Source organism: Streptomyces arenae, from assembly GCF_022343545.1.
GTDB lineage: Bacteria > Actinomycetota > Actinomycetes > Streptomycetales > Streptomycetaceae > Streptomyces > Streptomyces humi.
This window is the reverse complement of sequence record NZ_JAKQYH010000054.1, coordinates 32,871-49,962: the sequence shown is the minus strand read 5'-3', so window position 1 is coordinate 49,962 and position 17,092 is coordinate 32,871. Positions and strand designations below refer to the sequence as shown.

At 70.8% G+C, this 17,092-nt stretch carries 14 protein-coding genes; 6 read left to right on the top strand and 8 right to left on the bottom strand.

What is annotated here, in order from left to right; translation table 11 throughout:
* Positions 1–4: 4 nt before the first annotated feature.
* Positions 5–2,422 (bottom strand): transglycosylase domain-containing protein, encoded by a 2,418-nt coding sequence (locus MB828_RS24260; RefSeq protein ID WP_301650072.1) that lies wholly within the window; start codon positions 2,420–2,422, stop codon positions 5–7.
* Positions 2,423–2,680: 258 nt separating this feature from the next.
* Here MB828_RS24260 and MB828_RS24255 point away from each other — a divergent pair, with 258 nt between their 5' ends.
* Complete coding sequence (locus tag MB828_RS24255) at positions 2,681–3,598, top strand: SPFH domain-containing protein (protein WP_046732315.1); 918 nt, start codon at positions 2,681–2,683, stop codon at positions 3,596–3,598.
* The gene (locus MB828_RS24250; RefSeq protein ID WP_301650071.1) at positions 3,595–3,855 is read left to right on the top strand and encodes a hypothetical protein; all 261 of its coding nucleotides are present in this window, start codon (positions 3,595–3,597) and stop codon (positions 3,853–3,855) included. The genes MB828_RS24255 and MB828_RS24250 overlap by 4 nt, the downstream gene beginning before the upstream one ends.
* A 338-nt stretch (positions 3,856–4,193) precedes the next feature.
* On the opposite strand, the gene MB828_RS24245 is transcribed toward MB828_RS24250, so the two are convergent.
* Positions 4,194–5,126, bottom strand: a complete 933-nt coding sequence (locus MB828_RS24245) for an NAD-dependent epimerase/dehydratase family protein (protein WP_301650070.1) — start codon at positions 5,124–5,126, stop codon at positions 4,194–4,196.
* 195 nt (positions 5,127–5,321) lie between these two features.
* Here MB828_RS24245 and MB828_RS24240 point away from each other — a divergent pair, with 195 nt between their 5' ends.
* From MB828_RS24240 to MB828_RS24230, 3 genes are read left to right on the top strand one after another with little or no spacing between them, the layout of a single operon-like run.
* Positions 5,322–5,846, top strand: coding sequence for a PadR family transcriptional regulator (locus MB828_RS24240; RefSeq protein ID WP_133025519.1), 525 nt, complete (start codon positions 5,322–5,324; stop codon positions 5,844–5,846).
* Positions 5,843–6,532 (top strand): ABC transporter ATP-binding protein, encoded by a 690-nt coding sequence (locus MB828_RS24235; protein WP_301650069.1) that lies wholly within the window; start codon positions 5,843–5,845, stop codon positions 6,530–6,532. The genes MB828_RS24240 and MB828_RS24235 overlap by 4 nt, the downstream gene beginning before the upstream one ends.
* Entirely contained in the window at positions 6,529–8,865 is a 2,337-nt protein-coding gene (locus MB828_RS24230; protein WP_301650068.1) for an ABC transporter permease, read from the top strand. Before MB828_RS24235 ends, MB828_RS24230 begins: the two co-directional genes overlap by 4 nt.
* Positions 8,866–8,928: 63 nt before the next feature.
* On the opposite strand, the gene MB828_RS24225 is transcribed toward MB828_RS24230, so the two are convergent.
* The 5 genes from MB828_RS24225 to MB828_RS24205 form a co-directional block, all read right to left on the bottom strand.
* On the bottom strand, positions 8,929–10,293 hold the full coding sequence (locus tag MB828_RS24225) for an AI-2E family transporter (RefSeq protein ID WP_301650067.1): 1,365 nt from the start codon (positions 10,291–10,293) through the stop codon (positions 8,929–8,931).
* A 119-nt stretch (positions 10,294–10,412) separates the two neighbouring features.
* Positions 10,413–11,105: a transglycosylase SLT domain-containing protein gene (locus tag MB828_RS24220; protein WP_301650066.1), complete on the bottom strand. Its 693-nt coding sequence runs from the start codon at positions 11,103–11,105 to the stop codon at positions 10,413–10,415.
* Between the two features lie 426 nt (positions 11,106–11,531).
* Positions 11,532–12,857 carry a PhoH family protein gene (locus tag MB828_RS24215; protein WP_046732322.1) on the bottom strand — a complete coding sequence of 442 codons (1,326 nt, stop codon included), beginning with the start codon at positions 12,855–12,857 and terminating at the stop codon, positions 11,532–11,534.
* A gap of 409 nt (positions 12,858–13,266) precedes the next feature.
* Positions 13,267–14,040, bottom strand: a complete 774-nt coding sequence (locus tag MB828_RS24210; protein WP_133025523.1) for an isoprenyl transferase — start codon at positions 14,038–14,040, stop codon at positions 13,267–13,269.
* 1,092 nt (positions 14,041–15,132) lie between these two features.
* A complete protein-coding gene (locus tag MB828_RS24205; RefSeq protein WP_301650065.1) occupies positions 15,133–15,930 on the bottom strand; it encodes a methyltransferase domain-containing protein in 798 nt (265 codons plus the stop codon).
* Positions 15,931–15,982: 52 nt separating this feature from the next.
* Here MB828_RS24205 and MB828_RS24200 point away from each other — a divergent pair, with 52 nt between their 5' ends.
* Positions 15,983–16,507: a DinB family protein gene (locus MB828_RS24200; RefSeq protein WP_301650064.1), complete on the top strand. Its 525-nt coding sequence runs from the start codon at positions 15,983–15,985 to the stop codon at positions 16,505–16,507.
* A 51-nt stretch (positions 16,508–16,558) separates the two neighbouring features.
* On the opposite strand, the gene MB828_RS24195 is transcribed toward MB828_RS24200, so the two are convergent.
* Complete coding sequence (locus tag MB828_RS24195; protein ID WP_301650063.1) at positions 16,559–17,056, bottom strand: GNAT family N-acetyltransferase; 498 nt, start codon at positions 17,054–17,056, stop codon at positions 16,559–16,561.
* Positions 17,057–17,092: the final 36 nt, after the last annotated feature.

Here is a 17,092-nt window from a genome sequence, read left to right as displayed (position 1 = left end):
TCCGCTACTGGTCGTCGGCCGGGTCGAGCGGGTTGTTCGTGTCGCCGTCCGTCGGGGTCTCCACCGGCAGTGACGGCTCGTTCGTCGTGGCCGGCGGGGAGGTCGTCGGGGCGGTCGAGGTCGGGGTCTTCGACGGGGTCCGGGACGGGGTCGCCGACTTCGTCGGGGTTTCGCTGGGCGTCTCGGAGGGCGTCTCCGAGGGGGTCGCCGACTTCGACGGGGTCTGCGACGGCTGGACCGCCGCGCCCAGGTCGGTGTCCAGGTCGAACTTGGCCTTCTTGGTGACACCGAAGGTGTAGGTCGCCCAGATCTGTGCCGGGTAGCCGCCACCGTTGATACGGCCGGTGCCGGGGATGAGGCCCGTGGCGCCGGTCAGCGTGACCTGGTTGTGGCTCTTGACGTCCTCACCGAACAGGCCGACGGAGGTCACCAGGTCGGGGGTGTAGCCGGTGAACCATGCCGACTTGTTGTTGTCGGAGGTACCCGTCTTGCCCGCCACCTGCTGGCCGTTGCGCAGCGGGTTCTGGGCCACCGACACCTTGGCCGTACCGTCGTCGACCACACCGGTCAGCACCGACGTCACCTGGTCGGCCGCGGAGCGGCTGATGACCTGTTCGCCGATCGGGTTCGGTATGTCCACCTTGCGGCCGGTCTTCTCCGCCGACGCGATGAGCGTCGGGGTGACCTTCCTGCCGTGGTTGTCGAAGGTGGCGTACACGCCGGCCATCTCCAGCGGGCTCGCGCCCATGCTGCCCAGGGTCATCGCGGGCACCGCCTGGAGGCCCGTGGTGTCCAGGCCCAGGTCGTCGGCGGTCTGCATGACGTTCTTCATGCCGACGTCCACACCCATCTGTGCGAACACCGAGTTGACGGACTTGTTCATCGCCGTCTGGACGGTGATGTCGCCGTAGTCGGTCTTGTCCTCGTTCGGCGGCGAGAAGGCGATGTCACTGCCCTTGACCGGCCGGCCGCTGGTGCCGTCGTAGATGGTGTTGGCGTCGATGTCCTTGCCGTCCTGCGTCTGGGCGCTGTGTTCCAGGGCGGAGGCGAGGATGATCGGCTTGAAGGTGGAGGCGGGCTGGTAGTCGGCGCGCGTCGCGTTGTTCAGGTAGTGGTCGTAGTAGCTCGTGCCGCCGTACAGGGCGAGGATCTTGCCGGTCTTCGGGTCCACGGAGACGGCGCCGGCCTGGACGTTCTTGTCGACCTTGCGCTTCTTGCCGTCGAGCTTGCTGGTGAGCTGGCTCTTGACGGCCGCCTCCAGCTTGGTCTGCTTCTTCGGGTCGATGTTCAGGGTGATCGTCCAGCCCTGGTCGACGACCAGGGCCTCGGCCTCGGACCTGGTGATGCCCTGCTTCTTCATCAGCTGGTTCTCCAGCTGGGTGTTGGCCAGTTCGACCAGGTAGCCCTTCTGGCCCTCCAGGCCGGAGGCGGCCTTGGGGTCCTTGGGGATCGGGAACTTCATGGCCTCCCGTTTGGACTTGTCCAGCCAGCCCTGGCCGACCATGTTGTCCAGGACGTAGTTCCAGCGCTCCTGCACCAGCTTCCTGCCGACGGGACCGGCCACCGCCCAGTCGTACTGGCTCGGCGCCTGGAGCAGCGCGGCCAGGTAGGCGCCCTGCTGCACCGTGAGCTTGTCGGCGTCGACGCGGTAGTAGGCCTGGGCGGCGGCCTGGATGCCGTAGGCGCCGCGGCCGTAGTAACTGGTGTTGATGTAACCGGCGAGGATGTAGTCCTTGGTCTTCTCCCGGTCCACCTTCAGCGTGATGACCAGTTCCTTCAGCTTGCGCGTGACGGTCTGGTCCTGGTCGAGGTAGTAGTTCTTGACGTACTGCTGGGTGATCGTCGAACCGCCCTGGGTGCCGCGGCCCATCGCGGTGTTGTAGAGGCCGCGGGCCATGCCCCGCAGGTTGATGCCGTTGTCGTTGTAGAAGGTCTTGTTCTCGGCCGCGACGAAGGTGTGCTGGACGTCCTTCGGGACCTTGGAGAGGTCCACGATCTCTCGGTTGACGGTGCCCTTGCGGGCGAGAACCGTGCCGTCGCTGTACTTGTAGACGTTGCTCTGCGTCTGCGCGAGCGCGTTGCCCTCAGGAACGCTCACCATCACGTAGAGCGCGACGAAGGCGCCGATGCCCAGCAGGCAGACGCCGAAGAACGCGCCGAGCATCTTCTTCCAGGTGAACAGCCGGCGTATCCGGCCCTTGGCGGGCTTGCCCGGCTTGCCGGCCGCCTTGCCGGAGCCCGCCTTCGCGGCGGCCTTGCGGCGCTCCGCGCGGGTGGCGCCCTCGGCCGCGGGCGGGGCCTCGACCGTGGTGGTGGTGCCCGCCGCGGGCGTCTCGGGCTCGGGCGGCGGGGACGGGCGGTTCCGGGGCGCGGCGCGGCGGCCGCCCCGCTGCCGCGCTTTTCTCTCTTCCGCTCGTCCCATGAGTCCGTCTGCTCCGCTTCGTCTCGGCTGTCACACGTGTGTGCGACTGTCACACAAGCACTTGGCTCAGGTCAGTCCAGAAAACTAACACCGCTGTCTATGACAAAGGACGCACGATCACGCCTTTTGCGGACGTGACAATCAGCACCTCGCCCAACGGAACCGACGAGCAGGGAAGACGTAGGGTTGCCCCGTCGGATAAAGTGATATCACTTAGCTAGAACAGAGCTAGGCAGTCCGTCGTTCGAGGGGGAACCCATGTCCGTTCACGACTCATCACTGACCGCCGACGTACCCGAGATGCCCGCGCCGCGGGTGCGGGAGTTCACCGCGCACAGCATCGGCGGCGGGCTCGCGCTGCTGCTGGGCCTGGTGGGGCTGCTGGCCGCCGCCGGGCTCTTCGTCGCCGCCTCCGTGAATCCCGCCTTCGCCGCCGGGGGTGTCCTCGTCTTCCTCGCCGCCGTCATCGCGATGCGCGGGCTGAACACGGTGGCGCCGGGCGAGGCGCGGGTCGTCCAGCTCTTCGGGCGGTACCGGGGCACCATCCGGCAGGACGGGCTGCGCTGGGTGAACCCGTTCACGTCCCGCACGCGGATCTCCACCCGGGTGCGCAACCACGAGACCGCGGTCCTCAAGGTCAACGACGCCTACGGCAACCCGATCGAACTCGCCGCGGTCGTGGTGTGGAAGGTCCAGGACACCGCGCAGGCGGTCTTCGAGGTCGACGACTACACGGAGTTCGTCGCCACGCAGACCGAGACCGCGGTACGGCACATCGCCATCGAGTACCCGTACGACGCGCACGACGAGGGCGGGCTCTCGCTGCGCGGCAACGCCGAGGAGATCACCGAGAAGCTGGCCGTCGAGCTCCAGGCGCGGGTGGAGGCGGCCGGGGTGCGGATCGTGGAGTCGCGTTTCACGCATCTCGCGTACGCTCCGGAGATCGCCTCGGCGATGCTCCAGCGGCAGCAGGCCGGTGCGGTGGTGGCCGCGCGGCGGCAGATCGTCGACGGCGCGGTGGGCATGGTGGAGGCGGCGCTCGCGCGGATCGCCGAGCAGGACATCGTGGAACTGGACGAGGAGCGCAAGGCGGCGATGGTGTCCAACCTGATGGTGGTGCTGTGCGGGGACCGGGCGCCGCAGCCGGTGCTCAACACCGGGACGCTCTACCAGTGACGGGCTCGCCCTCCCCCGAGGAGGCGCCGCGGCGCCGGCCGCAGCAGCGCAAGCAGGTGCTGCTGCGGCTGGACCCGTCGGTGTACGACGCGCTGGCCCGGTGGGCCGGGGACGAGCTGCGGTCGGCCAACGCCCAGATCGAGTTCCTGCTGCGCCGCGCCCTCGCGGAGGCGGGCCGCCTCCCGGGCGAGGCGGGCCCGCTGCCCCGCCGGGGACGGCCTCCGGGCGGCGGCACCCCCGCACCACCGTCGGCCTGAACCGGCGCGCCCTGGCGTGCGGGCCCCTCGCCGGTGTCCGCCCTGCCCGGTCATGCCGGCACCCCCGTGGGCGCCGGCCCCCGAACCCGCGTACGCGCTGACACCGACTACCGCCGCGGGAGCCGCACCCGCACGTCATCCGGCACCCGCCGTGAGAGTCGCACCCGCACGTCATCCGGCTCCCGCCGTGAGAGTCGCACCCGCACGTCATCCGGCTCCCGCCGTGAGAGTCGCACCCGCACGTCATCCGGCTCCCGCCGTGAGAGTCGCACCCGCACGTCATCCGGCTCCCGCCGTGAGAGTCGCACCGGCGCCTCCGCGGTCCCTCTGCGCGGCGCTCATGCCAGTTCCTCCTTGAAGCCCTGGCGCCACGACGGGTACCGCGGTTCCCAGCCCAGTTCACGCTTGGCCTTCGCGTTGGAGAAGCCGCGGCCCTCGGTCATGATGACGACCGCCTGTTCGCCGGCGAGCAGGCGGGCCACCCACACCGGTATCCGCAGCGGCGGCCTGGCCCCCGCGCACTCGGCGAGATACGGCAGCCACTCCGCGGCCGGCGCCGGGTCGTCGTCGACGATGTTGAAGACGCCCCGCGCCTGCTGCTCCACGGCCAGGACGGTCGCGCTCGCCGCGTCGTCCAGATGGATCCAGGAGCTGTACCCGGTGGCCCGCCCGACCAGCGGGTACTGGCGTCTGCGGATCAGCTCGACCTGGTCGTCGACGGCGCCCGGCCCGTAGAAGGCGCCGTAGCGCAGGACCGCCCCGCCCGCGCCGAGGACCGCCTCCTCCAGGTGGCGCAGCGCCAGCATCCCCCGGTGCGCGGCCGTGCCGGGCATCAGGTCGAGCGGATCCTCCTCCGTCTTCACCCAGCCGCCCTCGCGGATGCCGTTCCAGCTGGCGTGGCCCTGGGCGACGAAGTGGGGCACGCCGGTCGCCTCGGCGGCGGCGAGCAGGTGGTCCGTGCCCTCGGTGCGCAGCCGGTTGGTGAGCGCGAACCAGCGGTCGGGGCGCCGGATGTCGGGCTTGCCCGCGTGCGCCGGGGAGATCGCGGTCAGCTGATGGACGATGACGTCCGGCTGGGCCTCGGCCACCGCCGCCCCGACCGACAGCGCGTCGAGCCCGTCCATCACCACGCCCTCGGCGCCCATCCCCCTGAGCAGCTCCAGCCCGGCCGCACCGGTCGTGGTGGCCGTCACCCGGTGCCCCCGCGCCACCAGCCGCGGCACCAGCCGCCGTCCCAGGACCCCACTGCCACCCGCCACGAACACCCGCACGGCGTTCTCCTTCCAGGTACGAGAAACCGACTCGCACCTGAGACGGGACGGACCCGCCCGGTTGTGACATCGCGCTGTCGCCGAACCGTGACAATCGGCCGTCACCTGCGCGAAGGCACAGCGGACGCACAGCGAGCCATCATCTGCACACTGCGCGTATACATGCCGCGTATACACCGTGTGTAGAGTGCTCGCATGTCCATCGGTCACACCCTTTTGGGGCTCCTGGAGTCCGGCCCGCGCCACGGCTACGACCTGAAGCGGGCGTTCGACGAGAAGTTCGGTCACGACCGGCCGCTGCACTACGGCCAGGTCTACTCGACGATGTCCCGGCTGCTGAAGAACGGGCTCGTCGAAGTCGACGGCATCGAGGCCGGCGGCGGCCCCGAGCGGAAGCGGTACGCCATCACCGACGCCGGGATCACCGACGTCGACAGGTGGCTGGCGACCCCGGAGAAGCCGGAGGAGTACCTCCAGTCGACCCTGTACACCAAGGTCGTGCTCGCGCTGCTGACCCACCGCGACGCCGCCGACATCCTCGACAGCCAGCGCTCCGAGCACCTGCGCAGCATGCGGATCCTCACCGACCGCAAGCGCCACGGCGACCTCGCCGACCAGCTCGTCTGCGACCACGCGCTGTTCCACCTGGAGGCGGACCTGCGGTGGCTGGAGCTGACCGCGGCCCGGCTCGACAAGCTCCGTACGGAGGTGGCCAAGTGACCGCGCCCGCAGGTTCGCTGCTCGCGGCCGAGGGGCTGCGCAAGACGTACGGCCCGACCGTCGCCCTCGACGGGGCCGAGTTCTCCATACACGCGGGCGAGGTCGTCGCCCTGATGGGGCCCTCCGGCTCCGGCAAGTCCACCCTGCTGCACTGTCTCGCCGGGATCGTGCCACCCGACGCCGGGTCGATCGTCTACGCCGGGCGGGAGATGTCGGGCATGACCGACGCCGAGCGCAGCGCGCTGCGGCGCAGCGAGTTCGGGTTCGTCTTCCAGTTCGGGCAGCTGGTCCCGGAGCTGACCTGTGTGGAGAACGTGGCGCTGCCGCTGCGGCTGAACGGCACCTCCCGCAAGGAGGCCGAGAAGACGGCCCGCGACTGGATGGCCCGGCTGGAGGTCGACGACCTGGCGAAGAAGCGGCCCGGCGAGGTCTCCGGCGGCCAGGGCCAGCGGGTCGCGGTCGCGCGGGCGCTGGTGACCGGGCCGCGGGTGGTGTTCGCGGACGAGCCGACCGGCGCGCTCGACTCGCTCAACGGCGAGCGCGTGATGGAACTGCTGACCGACGCCGCCCGCTCCACCAACGCGGCCGTCGTACTGGTCACGCACGAGGCCCGGGTCGCCGCCTACTCCGACCGCGAGATCGTCGTACGCGACGGGAAGTCCCGGGACATGGAGCGGGCCGTATGAGCGCACGGCGCTGGGCCGGGGACCTGGCCATGGGGGCGCGGTTCGCCCTGACCGGCGGCCGCGAGGGCTGGATCCGGGCCCTGCTGACCGCCGTCGGCGTGGGTCTCGGCGTGGCACTGCTGCTGCTCACGGCGGCGGTGCCGGACATCCTGGACGCCCGGCACGGGAAGGACGCCGTGCGGAGGGACTTCTCGCTGACCCCTCCGAAGATCCCGGCGGCGGACGACACGATCGTCGTCGCCCATGTGAACACTTCCTGGTACGGCGCGGACATCCGGGCCCGGCTGGTCGACCCCGACGGACCGCATGCGCCGGTGCCGGTGGGCGTCGACCGGGTCCCGGCGGCCGGCGAGATGTACGTCTCCCCCGCCCTGGACAAGCTGCTGAAGGCGCCCGGCAACGGGCTGCTGCGCGAGCGGCTGCCCGCGAAGGTGGTCGGGACGATCGGCGAGCGGGGGCTGATCGGCCCGACGGAACTCGCCTACTACATGGGCGTGTCGGGGCTGGAGCGGCAGATCGGCCACAATCCGGAGGTCGGCCGCATCAAGAGCTTCGGGGACGTCTCCGACGATTCGTCGGAGGGCCTGGACCCGATTCTGCTGCTCCTCGTGCTGCTCGTCTTCGTGGTGCTGCTGGCCCCGGTCGGCATCTTCATCGCCACCGCCGTGCGGTTCGGGGGCGAGCGGCGCGACCGGCGGCTCGCGGCGCTGCGGCTGGTGGGCTGCGACGGCCGGATGGTCCGCCGGATCGCCGCCGGTGAGGCCCTGGCGGGCGCGGTGCTCGGCCTGGTCCTCGGCACCGGCTTCTTCGTGCTGGGCAGTCAGGCCGCGGCCACCGTCGAGCTGTTCGGGGTCAGCGTCTTCCCGGACTATCTCAACCCGACGCCGGCCCTGGCCACGCTGGTCGCCGTCGCGGTACCGGCGGCCGCGGTCCTCGTGACGCTGTTCGCGCTGCGCCGGGTCGTCATCGAACCGCTGGGCGTGGTGCGCACGGCCCGGCCCACCCGGCGCCGGCTGTGGTGGCGGCTGCTGCTGCCGGTCGGCGGCCTCGCGATGCTCTACCCGATGATCGGGCAGGGCGGCGACAACGGGGACTTCAACCAGTACCTGGTGACGGGGGGCGTGCTGGCCCTGCTCGTCGGCATCACCGCGCTGCTGCCCTGGGTGGTGGAACGCACCGTCAGCCGGCTCGGCGACGGCGGTGTGTCCTGGCAACTGGCGGTGCGCAGGCTTCAGTTGAGCAGCGGTACGGCCGCGCGGATGGTCAACGGCGTGGCGGTCGCGGTGGCCGGCGCGATCGCCCTCCAGATGCTGTTCTCCGGTGTCCAGGCCGACTTCACCAAGAGCACCGGGAAGGACCCGAACCGCGCCCAGATGGAGGTGGACCTGCCGGACGGTGTCCAGGTGGCCGCCGCGGGGGCGAAGCTCAAGGGGACCCCGGGGGTGAAGGGGGCGGTGGCGCTGTCCCGGACGGAGTACAGCGCCGAGCGCCGCGACCCGGACACCACCATGCAGCTCATCGTCGGCGACTGCGCGGCGCTGCGCGAGGTGGCCACCCTGCCGTCCTGCCGTGAGGGCGACGCCTTCCTGTCCGCGTCCTGGTCCGACGAACCGGCCGCGCGCAAACTGCTGGCGCCGGGCCGCAAGGTGTGGGTCGATCCCGTCTACACGGGCAGCTCCGGAGTCCAGGCGCCCTGGACGGTGCCGGCGAAGCTCCCGAAGGTACCCACCCGCAAGAACGCGCTGAGCACCGACCTCGGCGGTGTCCTGGTCACCCCGTCCGCGCTGCCCGCGAAGGCGCTGACCGCCCTGCGCGCCAGCGTGTACCTGCGGTTGGACCCGTCGGTGCCGGATGCCGAGGAGCAGGTGCGCACCACCGCGATGGGCATCGCCCCGCTCGCCTACACCTGGACCTGGGAGGCGACCACCCGTGACGAGAAGTTCGACACCATCCGCACCGGACTGTTCGTGGGCGCGGCCGCCGTCCTGGCCCTGATCGGGGCGAGTCTGCTGGTCTCCCAGCTGGAGCAGTTGCGTGAGCGCAGGAAGCTGCTGTCGGCGCTGATCGCCTTCGGCACCCGGCGCCGTACCCTCACGCTGTCCGTGCTGTGGCAGACGGCCATCCCGATCACGCTGGGCCTGCTGCTGGCGACGGCGGTCGGGCTGGCGCTCGGCGGGGTGCTGATGAAGATGACGGCGGTGCCGCTGCGCGTGGACTGGGCGAGCGTGCTGTCGATGACCGGGATCGGCGCGGGGATCGTCGTCGCGGTGACCCTGCTCAGCCTGCCGCCGCTGCTGCGGCTGATGCGCCCGGACGGCCTGCGGACCGAATAGCGGTCACGGCCCCGTCACAGCGGGCCCGGCGCCGGCGCCGGGCCCGTGGGCCCCGCTCACCGATCAGTGGGCGGGGTCCTCGGCGTTCTCGGCCCCGGCGTCGGCCGGCACGACCGCGTCCTCGGGTTCGGAAGGGGCCGGATCCGGTGGCGGGGCGGCGTCTTCGGGCTCCGCGTCCACGTACCGTTCGTGCGAGTACTGGTGCAGATAGCTGACCACCGTGTTCGTCACCGCCACCAGCGGTACGGCCACCACCGCGCCGCCGATGCCCGCGACCATGCCGCCGGCCGCGACCGTGAGGACCACGGCGAGCGGGTGCACCCGGACCGCCCGGCCGAGGATGAACGGCTGCAGGACGTGGCCCTCGATCTGCTGCACGGCGAGGACCACGACCAGCGTCATGACCGCCGTGAACACGCCCTGGGTGACGAGCGCGACCACCACCGCCAGGGCGCCCGAGGCCACCGCGCCGACCAGGGGGATGAACGAGAACAGGAAGATGAAGACGGCGAGCGGGACGGCCATGGGGACGTCCAGGAAGTAGATGCCCAGGCCGATGAAGATGGCGTCGATGAGGGCGACCAGCACCGTGCCCCGGACGTAGGCCGTCAGGGTGCGCCAGGCGCGCGGGCCGGCGCCGGCCACGCCGTCGCGGGCGGCGGAGGGGACCAGCTTCAGGAACCACTGCCAGATGCGCGCGCCGTCGTAGAGCAGGAAGAGCGTCGAGAAGAAGACCAGCAGCAGACCGGTCAGCGTCTCGACCACGACCTGGACGCCCTCCAGACCGAAGGACGTTATCTGGTCGGTGTTGGCGCCGATCGCCTCGCGGAGGTTCTTGGCGATCTGGTTGATCTGCTTGTCGGTGACGTGGAAGGGGCTCTTCAGCAGCCAGTTGCGCAGGTCGTCGATGCCGCTCTGGATCTGGTTGGAGAGCGTGTCGATGTTCTCCATGACCTGCCAGGTCACGAACCAGCCCATCAGGCCGATCACCACGAACCCGGAGATCGCGGTGAGCGCCGTGGCCGGACCGCGCGGCATGCCGCGCCGGCACAGCCAGGCGACCGTGGGCTGGAGCAGCGCGGTGACCAGCAGGGCGATGACGAAGGCGAAGACGACCAGTTGCACGGCGCTGATGACCCGCATCAGCACCCAGACCGTGCCCGCGAGCACCAGGAGACGCCAGCCGGCCTCGGCCGCGACCCGTACCCCCCAGGGGACCGCCGTGACGGGGTCGGGGCGGCGGACGGGCCTGCGGGGCTTCTGGGCCGGCACGGCGGCGGTGGCGGGTGCCGGCACGGGAGGGGACGGCGGGGCCGGTTCCGGCTCGCCGTGCTCCCGTTCCACCTCGGCCCGGCGTTCGTCCAACCGCTCGCCCATCTCGGTCAGTCCGGCACCGAGCCGGCCGAGCCACTGAGGCACTCGCGACATGATCCGCCCTCTGTTGCTCACCACTCCCCCCTGGAGTCGTTGGCTCCGACCGTACAGGGCGACAGCCCCTCCCCCTAGGACGGGGAGGGGCTGTCGAAGGTTGAGAAGCCGAGTGGGCTCTAGTACCAGTGGTTGGCCTGCCAGAAGGACCAGGCCTCGCACGGGCTGCCGTAGCGGGAGTTCATGTAGTTCAGGCCCCACTTGATCTGCGTGGCCGGGTTGGTCTGCCAGTCGGCTCCGACGGAGGACATCTTGGAGCCGGGCAGGGCCTGGAAGAGACCGTAGGCGCCGGAGGAGGCGTTGACCGCGCGGTAGTTCCAGCTGGACTCGTGGTCCACGATGTTGCTGAAGCACTGGAACTGGCCGCTGGCCACCATGCTCTGCGCCATCGCCTGGATCTGCGCCACGGTGTACGAGCTCTGGACCGGGAAGCTGGCCGTGGACGCGGAGCGGCTGGCCGCCTTCTTCGCCTCGGCGCGCTCCTTGGCCTCCTTGGCCGCCTGCTCGGCCGCGGCCTTCTTGGCGGTCGCGGTCTTGGCCGCTGCCACCCGGGCCGCCTGCTCGGCGTCCTTCTTGGCGGACGCGTCGGCCTGGATCGCCACGGCGTCGGCCTGCTGCGTCAGGGAGGCGGTCTGCACCTGGGCCTGCTGACCAGCGGGCAGGTCGGCGAGGAGCGTGGTGTCGGCTGCTGTCGCCTCTGCGTCGTTGTTCGGCTGCGCCACGCTGCCCGAGGCAACACCGACGACGCTTCCGACAGCGGTGACCGCGGTGGCCGAAGCCACTGCGAATCCCCGGACCGAGATCCGGCTCACACGGTTTCCTTCCAGCATCGCCCGCTTCGGTGACCCTGGCGGACGCAATCTTGCCCCCGACGCTGGTCTCCTCACTACTGGGTCACGGGAGACACGGGCCCGGTGGGCAACTCCCGCTAGGAGAGCGCCGCGTGGTGCTCGGGCGGCATACGACGTCGCTATGGAATTAGCTCTGTGCTTCTGTTGTTCCGCACCGCTGGGGGTACGGGTGTGTCGTATGCGGGGCCTGACAGGAATGAGACTCTGCCGTAACCCGACGCCGGGTGGCAATTCCGAGTTGCGTGTGAAAGCTCACATCCCGTTTCCCCCAGGGGTTTTCAGGAAACCCCCACGCACGAAGGCGCCGCCCGGCTAGGCTCGGGGCCTTTGCCGGACGGCGCCAACGGACGGGTACTCAACCCAAGTTGGACACTCTGATCAGATGGTTCAGATGTGCCCGTCCTCCAGCATTTCGGTCACAAGTGCGGCGATCTGGGACCTCTCGGACCGCGTGAGGGTGACATGCGCGAAGAGCGGATGCCCCTTCAGCTTCTCGACCACGGCGACCACGCCGTCGTAACGGCCCACCCGCAGATTGTCCCTTTGCGCCACATCATGGGTCAGAACCACCCGCGAATTGGCGCCGATCCGGGACAGAACGGTCAGCAGGACGTTCCGTTCCAGCGACTGGGCCTCGTCCACGATCACGAACGCGTCGTGCAGGGAGCGGCCGCGGATGTGGGTGAGCGGCAGGACCTCCAGCATCCCGCGGGCGGTGACCTCCTCGATGACCTCCCGGCTGGTGACCGCGGAGAGCGTGTCGAAGACGGCCTGCGCCCAGGGGCTCATCTTCTCCGCCTCACTGCCCGGCAGATAGCCCAGTTCCTGCCCGCCGACCGCGTACAGCGGCCGGAAGACCATCACCTTCTGGTGCTGACGGCGCTCCAGGACCGCCTCCAGGCCCGCGCACAGCGCCAGCGCGCTCTTGCCGGTGCCGGCCCGGCCGCCCATCGACACGATGCCGACGTCCGGGTCGAGCAGCAGGTCGAGCGCGATGCGCTGCTCGGCGCTGCGGCCCTTGATGCCGAACGCCTCCCGGTCGCCGCGCACCACCCGGACGCTGCCCTCGGGCGTCACCCGGCCGAGCGCCTTGCCGCGCTCGGACTGGATGGTCAGGCCGGTGTGCACAGGCAGGTCCGCGGCCTCCGGGACGTACAGCCGGCCCTCCTCGAAGAGGGTGTCCACCTGTTCGCCGGACAGGGTCAGTTCGGACATACCGGTCCAGCCGGAGGAGTCCGTGATGGCGAGCTCGGCACGGTACTCCTCGGCGAGGAGGCCGACCGAGGACGCCTTGATCCTGAGCGGCAGGTCCTTCGAGACGACGGTGACGTCGTACCCCTCGGCCTGCAGGTTGCGGGCGACCGCGAGGATGCGGGAGTCGTTGTCCCCCAGGCGGTAGCCGCTCGGCAGCACGCTGGGGTCCGAGTGGTTGAGCTCGACACGGATCGTGCCGCCCAGCTCGCCGATCGGGATGGGGGCATCGAGGCGGCCGTGCCGGACCCGGTAGTCGTCGAGCAGGCGCAGGGCCTGCCGGGCGAAGTAACCGAGTTCGGGATGGTGCCGCTTGGCCTCCAGCTCCGTGACCACGACGATGGGGAGCACGACCTCGTGCTCCTCGAAGCGGGCCATGGCGTTCGGGTCGGCCAGCAGGACGCTGGTGTCGAGAACATAGGTGCGCCGGTCGGACTTGCGGCGCGTTGTGCTGGTCACCACGGAAGGACGTACCCCCTCGGATGAGGTCGGGGAGCGACGAGGAGAAGCTGGACCGGTTGCCGGCCGCTCTGCACGGGCCGAAAACCGGCCCCCCGCTGCTTCGTCCGTGCCGTGACCGCACGGTCGGGCTGGTGCAAAGGGCCTCCCGGGCGGACGGCCCCGAGCCGCCCGCTGAGATCCGACGCCCGTGGTTCGGGCATCGACCTGCTTGGCTTATGCCCTCGAACATGCGCCGCCATGCAACGTTCTGCAACGACGGGAAAGTGAACTCCGCGTTACCCCTGTCCCGGAACGGGTGATTCACACCTCATGGGCGAGGCGGGGTCGTCCGACGTGACGACCGTGTCGTCCGGTGCGGCCGTGGCACCCCGGGAGGTGTGCCGTGTCCGCGTCGGCCGTCACGGTGACGTCACCCGCCGTAGCGGCGGTGGCGGGCGGCGTAGTCACGCAGGGCGCGCAGGAAGTCGACCTTGCGGAACGCGGGCCAGAAGACCTCGCAGAAGTAGTACTCCGAGTGGGCGGTCTGCCAGAGCATGAATCCGGACAGCCGCTGCTCGCCGCTGGTGCGGATCACCAGGTCCGGGTCGGGCTGGGCGCCCGTGTAGAGGTGACGGCCGATCATGTCGACGTCCACGGAGTCGGCGAGGTTCTCCATCGAGACGCCCTTGTCGTGGGCGTCGAGGATCATCGAGCGGACGGCGTCGGCGATCTCCTGCCGGCCGCCGTAGCCGATGGCGACGTTCACCAGTATTCCGTCGACGTGCGCGGTGGCCTCCTCGGCCTCCTTCAGCGCCGTCTGCATCGGGGCGGGCAGCAGGTCGGGGGTGCCGACGTGGTGGACGCGCCAGCGCCCGTCGGCGGCGAGGGTGCGGACCACGTCCTCGATGATGCCGAGGAGGGGGACCAGCTCCTCCTTGGCCCGGTCGAAGTTGTCCGTGGACAGCAGCCAGAGGGTGACGACCTCGACGTCGGTCTCGGAGCACCAGCCGAGGAACTCCTCGATCTTCTCGGCGCCGGCCCGGTGGCCGTGCACGGTGCTGGACCCTGCGGCCTTCGCCCAGCGGCGGTTGCCGTCCATGATGACGCCGATGTGCTTGGGCACCTGAGCGTGGTCCAGGTGGCCTTCCACCCGGCGTGCGTAGAGCCTGACGAGCAGGCCGCGCAGCTTGTCGCGCAGGTTCACTTGAAGTCCGCCCCTCGTGATTCGGCTGCGGGAGTCTGCGGGAATCCGCGGGCCGAAGCCTACCCCGCTGGGAGTTGACGGGGGTTCGGCGGGAGGGCGCCCATGGGGGTGGGGAGTTGTGGCGCGAGGTCGGCCGGGGACACGTCTCGGCTGGTCGCGGCCGGTCGCGAGCGGGTTGCGGACGGGTCGCGCCCGGTCGCGGCTGATTGCGGACGGATCGCGTAGGTCGCGCGATTTGCCGCGTGGCCCCGAGACGCCGGGACGCCCAGACGCCGGGACGCCGCGGCTTGGGGTGCTCGGCACGTCGGCGAAGTCCGGGGCAGAAAAAACGGGCCGGTCCGTGGGGGGGAGACGGACCGGCCCGAGGGGGGGTTTCCACCATAACCCTTTGTAAGTGATGCTGCGTGCATTGGCGCGTCATCACTACTCTCCGGAGTCGTCCGGCGACGCCCCGATGGGGTGGAAACGCTGGATTCGGGGGTCCCGCATGGCCGATTCACAGCGGAATCCCAGGGAAAGTGGCCGCCGACGGGGAGATCAAGAGGGTTTGAGGCGCCTTGGGGCCGCCTCGGCGTGTTGTCCGGCCGTCCCCCCGACGGGCGACCCCGCTGCGAACGGCGGCTTGACGGCAGCGGGTGGGACATCGCGGCACCGCGCAGCCCCCTCCACTGCGCGGTACCGCCCGCGCAGCTTTGCTCACGCGAATTGCCTTGGTCTGAACTTACGCGAGCCGTCGGGTCCACATGTAGCGACAACGGTAACGATGTGGGAACGCTGTGAAGGCGAGGGGGCGAACGAGGAGACCCCACGTAGGTCTCGCGTTCGCGTATGCATAGATTCGCCACTTGTCGTACGAGATGATCCGGTATCACTGTTTGGGGTGAATCCGGTAGCAAATGCCACGCAATGCGAACTGAGCCCCGCCCGGACCTGCTCAGGGCCCGCACGGATCGGCGTGGCTTCGGGCGGGTTCCCCGGGAGCCGGGTGCGGGCAGGGTCGACGTCGGCCGGGCCGGACGGCGGTTCTTGGCCATTCTTCGGCGCCTGGCATTCCAAGGCCCGTGCATCAGGCCCGGGCATCAGGGCCGTGCATCAGGGTCGGCCGCCCGGCTTGCGGGCCTCGAAGAGGTGCCGGCTGCTGTACGCCACAAAGGGTCCGTCCGTCTCGATCCGCCGGTGCAGGGCACGGAGTCGGGACTCGTGGGCCTCGACCGTGAAGCCCGGCACCATCCACACGACCTTGCGCAGGAAGTGCACGACCGCGGCGATGTCGTGGAACTCCATGCGGAGCCGTTCGGCGCGCAGGTCGACCACCTCGAGCCCGGCCGCCTCCGCGTCGGCCCGCTCCCGGTCGGGGTGACGCCCGCGGCGGACGGACTCCGGCTGCGGGCCCAGGAAGTACTCGACCAGTTCGAAGGCGCTGGCGGGCCCGACGTGCTGGGCGAAGTAGGTACCGTCCGGCCGCAGCACCCGGGCGATCTCGGTCCAGTCCGCCCGTACCGGGTGCCTGCTGAGCACCAGGTCGAAGGTCCCGTCGGCGAACGGGAGCGGGGCGTCCTGGGTGGCGGCGACGACCAGCACACCGCGCGGGCCCAGCAGGGCGCCCGCCCTGGTGACGTTCGGCGGCCAGCTCTCGGTGGCGGCGAGCAGCCGCGGCCGGTCCGGGGCCGCCGTACGGAGGGCGAAGTCGAACACCTCACCGCCGCCGGTCTCGACGTCGAGCGCCGCCGCCGCGCGGGCCAGCCGGGCGCCCGCCGACCGGGCGTAGCCCCAGGACGGGCGCGCCTCGGTGGCGCGGCCCTCGAACCAGGAGAAGTCCCAGCCGTCCGTCGGCACGCCGATGCCCTCGGCCACGAGGTCCTCGAAGGTGCGGTGCTGCCGCTCTGTCATGAGCCGCATGGTCCCAGCCCGCTGTCGGTGCCCGCTGATAATTTCGCCCGCCATGGAGACCGATGGGATGTACACCGCTGGTGAGAAGGAAATCCTGCACACGAGCCTCGACCGGCACCGGGACGCGGTGCTGTGGAAACTGCGGGGCCTCGACGACGAACAGCTGCGGCGGCCGGTGACGCCGTCGGGGACGAACCTGCTGGGACTGGTCAAGCACCTGGCCTCGGTGGAGTACGGCTGGTTCGTGGCGAGCTTCGGCGGCGAGGTCGAGCCGCTCTGGTTCGACCCCTACAGCGACGAGGACATGTCGGCCGGGCCCGGGGAGTCGACCGGGCGGATCGTGGACTTCTACGGCCGTGCGCGCGCCGCGGCCGACGCGGTGATCGCCGAGCGGCCGCTGGACGCGCTGGGGCGGCCGGACTGGCGGGACCACGAGGTGTCGCTGCGCTGGGTCCTGGTGCACATGATCGAGGAGACGGCACGGCACGCCGGGCACATGGACATCCTGCGGGAACTGATCGACGGGGCGACCGGCGACCACCCGCGGACGCCGGACCCGGACACGGCCCCGGAGTGAAGTGAGGTGCCCAGATCCCGGGCCGGGGGGGCCGGGAGCAGGGGGCCGGGGTCAGGGGGTCTCGTCGGGGGGAGCGTCTGCCGGGTGGGGGTCGGGCAGCACGAGGAGCACGAACCCCTCGTCGACCGGGTGCTCGGGGTCGTCGTACGGCACGAACCCGTTCTTCTCCAGCAGCCGTACGGAGGCGGTGTTCGCGGCGAACGGGTCCGCGTACAGGGGGCGTACGGTCTCCTCCTGGAGGAAGAGGGCGAGGGCGCGGCTGCCGACGCCCCGGCCCCAGTAGGGCCGCCCCAGCCAGTAGCCGGTGAACCGCCGCCGCCCCTCCCACCAGGCGACGATGTTCCCCGCGACCTCGCCGTCCACCTCGACGGTCCGCACCAGGCCCGTCGGATCCCCGAGCACCCTGTTCCTCCAGTGCCGGAGGAAGGCGTCCCGCGGCCGGGGGGTGAACCTCGACCGCCGGACGGCCTCCGGGTCGTGCTCGTAGGCGAGGAACAGTTCGAGGTCGTCGTCCCGTACGGGCCGCAGGCGTACGTCGTCGGTCGTCATACCGGCGAGTGTGGCACCCGCCACTGACAACGGGCC

Coding starts and splice junctions, on each gene's coding strand:
- MB828_RS24260 (WP_301650072.1), bottom strand. CDS start 2,422: ATGGGACGAGCGGAAGAGAGAAAAGCGCGGCAGCGGGGCGGCCGCCGC.
- MB828_RS24255 (WP_046732315.1), top strand. CDS start 2,681: ATGTCCGTTCACGACTCATCACTGACCGCCGACGTACCCGAGATGCCC.
- MB828_RS24240 (WP_133025519.1), top strand. CDS start 5,322: ATGTCCATCGGTCACACCCTTTTGGGGCTCCTGGAGTCCGGCCCGCGC.
- MB828_RS24230 (WP_301650068.1), top strand. CDS start 6,529: ATGAGCGCACGGCGCTGGGCCGGGGACCTGGCCATGGGGGCGCGGTTC.
- MB828_RS24225 (WP_301650067.1), bottom strand. CDS start 10,293: ATGTCGCGAGTGCCTCAGTGGCTCGGCCGGCTCGGTGCCGGACTGACC.
- MB828_RS24205 (WP_301650065.1), bottom strand. CDS start 15,930: ATGACAGAGCGGCAGCACCGCACCTTCGAGGACCTCGTGGCCGAGGGC.
- MB828_RS24200 (WP_301650064.1), top strand. CDS start 15,983: ATGGAGACCGATGGGATGTACACCGCTGGTGAGAAGGAAATCCTGCAC.
- MB828_RS24195 (WP_301650063.1), bottom strand. CDS start 17,056: ATGACGACCGACGACGTACGCCTGCGGCCCGTACGGGACGACGACCTC.